The sequence below is a fragment of the Streptomyces sp. NPDC048411 genome (assembly GCF_040704695.1).
Lineage (GTDB): Bacteria > Actinomycetota > Actinomycetes > Streptomycetales > Streptomycetaceae > Streptomyces.
Window position 1 is genome coordinate 1 of record NZ_JBEZKL010000285.1, and the last position, 2662, is coordinate 2662.

General features: G+C 65.7%; 4 protein-coding genes. All 4 read right to left on the reverse strand.

What is annotated here, in order from left to right; genetic code table 11:
• Positions 1 to 286 precede the first annotated feature (286 nt).
• Positions 287 to 886, reverse strand: a complete 600-nt coding sequence (locus AB0915_RS38960) for an SMI1/KNR4 family protein (protein ID WP_366696111.1) — start codon at positions 884 to 886, stop codon at positions 287 to 289.
• A 546-nt stretch (positions 887 to 1432) separates the two neighbouring features.
• Positions 1433 to 1843 carry a VOC family protein gene (locus AB0915_RS38965; RefSeq protein WP_266457694.1) on the reverse strand — a complete coding sequence of 137 codons (411 nt, stop codon included), beginning with the start codon at positions 1841 to 1843 and terminating at the stop codon, positions 1433 to 1435.
• Positions 1844 to 2054: 211 nt separating this feature from the next.
• Entirely contained in the window at positions 2055 to 2207 is a 153-nt protein-coding gene (locus tag AB0915_RS38970) for a hypothetical protein (protein ID WP_366696116.1), read from the reverse strand.
• Between the two features lie 64 nt (positions 2208 to 2271).
• Positions 2272 to 2662 (reverse strand): DDE-type integrase/transposase/recombinase (locus AB0915_RS38975; protein ID WP_366696114.1); only part of this gene is annotated, 391 nt, incomplete at its 5' end.

Below are 2662 nucleotides of genomic sequence, written 5' to 3' on the forward strand. Positions count from 1 at the left end.
CTGCTCTCCGGGGTCCCCTGCCACACAACGGACATGAGGCCAGGTCACTCACGAGACCGGCGAACCGGACCAATCCCAATCAAGCAATGCCCCTGTCGAACGCAGCGGAGACCGCTGCCGGAGTATGGGAAACTTGCATCTCGGAAGTGCCTTGCTGATCGTGCGTGCTGGAATCCTGAAGAACTCCCATCATCGCAGGTCACAAGGCACTTCTTCGTTTTCCCAAAAGTTACCCACAGGCACCACCTCGGTGGATCGAGGCTTAGAGTGGAGCGTCGAGCACCCGTCAGTCGAAGCTGAAGGAGCTTGGTTCGCCGGTCATGGGATCTAGGCCCGCGTGAAACCGGCGTTCCTGCTCCTCGTGATGGACGAAGGTCCCCACTTCTCCCCACAACGAGAGGTCGCTGAGGGGGCATTCGTCGAACTCAGCGGTCATGAGCCGCCGCAGAAACGCGGCCATTCCGCAGTCGAACATTGCCCAGTGGGGGGTTCCATGTCGACGCCAGACGACGACCGGCCAGTGGTCCGGATCCGGGCCAGTCATCAACCAGCCCAGTTCGTTCGCGTTGCACCCACTGCCCCAGGGGAGGACTCGGTCCGCGCCCAGCTGAATTCCAGGTATGCCGTCGTCCGTCGACCACAATTCGCGCAGCCCCGCCGTATGACCGAGGATTGATGCTTGCCAGCCGTTTCCGGTTGGTAGGGGCGGAAGTACGGTCAGGTCATCGATGCATCCACCACCGTAAACAGCCATGAAGTGCCGATAGTCATCGGGCAATGGCGTACCCAGTTGGGCCTCAGCCGCTGCCCAGTCAACGTGCTCGTCCGCTCCCCAAGCGTCGTGCAAGATGCGCTGCAGCGCCTCGACATCGGATCGGTCGGCCATCTCTCCTCCTGATTATCGCGCTGGTGCACGATATCCGGGCGCGGTGGCGGGACCTGCCGGGACCGGATACCCGAGCCCGCAAGGGGCCTGTTACAGGTTTCTCTACCTCATCAAGGCACCCGGCTGCGCTCCGCTTCGCCGGGCGCGCTTCCCGGCTCCGCTGCGCGCTGCGCTCCTGCCTTCGGCCCGCTCCGCGCACGCTGCGCCGACGCGCGCCCACATGGATAGGGCCGGTGGCCATGAGTCGATCACCGCATATCGCGGCCCGATCAAGAACATGCCTCCGGCGGGGGATCGGCCGGCACCGGGATGGAGGGGGCGCCGTACGCGGGTGCGGGTCCGTAGGGGCGTGCGCGGGGAGCTCCCATCCCGTCCACCGTCGACCCAGGCGAAGCCGAGCAGACGCGGCCCATGGCGTCCAGGTCGTTCGTACAGTGGCGCGCTCCACCTGGACGCCATGGACCACGCCCGCTCCACATGCGTGTGGGTCGACGGCGGACGGGATGGGAGCTGGGGAGAGTGGTGGGTGAGGAAGTGGGCGGCTAATTAGTCGCGCTTGGGCCAGATCGGGCCCTGGTCGGTCCAGATGACGCCCTTGTTGCGGCACAGGCAGAAGGGGTGGCCGATCGGGTCGGTGTAGACCTGCCAGCCGTAGCCGTTGGGGCCGATGAAGTCCTGCCTTAGCGTCGCGCCGAGGTCGAGGACGCGGCGCTGCTCGGACTCGATCTCGTCCACTTCGAAGTCGAGGTGGAACTGCTTGGGGTGCTCGCTGTCGGGCCACTGCGGAGCGCGGTAGTCGTCCACCCGGATGAATGCCAGCTCGATCTCGCCGAACTGGATGCCAGCCCAGTCCTCGGAGCTGCCTTCCTTGATCGGACGGCCCGTCACCTCGGAGTAGAAAGCCGCCAGCTTCATCGTGTCCGGGCAGTCGATAATGAAATCGGTGAGTCGCAGCATCCCGCGATCTTGTCACAAGCTCACACCCGACTTCGAGACAGGCCCTAAGCCTCGATCCACCGACGCGGATTGAAAGTGATCTTCTGATGGGCTGTTGAGCCAGTCTCGGGTCGGCCGTCTGGGCCCGGCCGGGTGGTAGCCGCTGGTCTGCCCAGCTTTTCCACGAGTTCGGTTCCGGTCGGGCCCTGGCGGGCGGGATGGTCAGGAGCGGTCAGGCCGGTGCGGGTGGGTCGTGGACGGTGTCGAAGAGGTGCGTCCAGGCGTGCTGCCAGGGCCAGTTGCGCGGCAGGTGCAGGGTGATGCGTCGTGCGGATCGAGCGATCCGGGCCGGGACCTGGACGAGGTGGGCGCGGGGCGTTGTCACGTTGACGGCGGATGACTGGTCGGTAGAGCTTCGAAGCGTGCTGGGGTGTGGTTCCGGTGCCCGTTCAGGCCGCGGCCGGCCGGCAGATGTTCTCGGTGATGTGGTCCCAGACGGTGAAGCGGATGGTCATCTCGAGGCGGTGCTCGGCGGCGGTGCGGAGATGTCGCCGGGGACGGAAGTGGGGTGAAATGCTGCTGAACGCGGACAGGAACCGCTGGGCGGCGCCGGCGCTGCGGAAGCCCTTCATGGCCCGTTCCCGCTGTCTCGTGGGTTGGTGGGAGTTCTCGGCCCGGTTGTTCAGCCCTTTGTGAGCACGGTGTTCCACCGAGGGCATCAGCTCCCGGTGGGCGACGCCATAGGAGCGGAGCTTGTCGGTGACCAGCACCCTCGGTACCCGGCACTGCTTCTTCATCAGCTTGGCCATGAACCGCTTCGCGGCCTTGGTGTCCCGCTTG

Bases quoted from the DNA above. Each gene is read 5' to 3' on its own strand.
- AB0915_RS38960 (WP_366696111.1), bottom strand. From the start codon at position 886: ATGGCCGACCGATCCGATGTCGAGGCGCTGCAGCGCATCTTGCACGAC.
- AB0915_RS38965 (WP_266457694.1), bottom strand. From the start codon at position 1,843: ATGCTGCGACTCACCGATTTCATTATCGACTGCCCGGACACGATGAAG.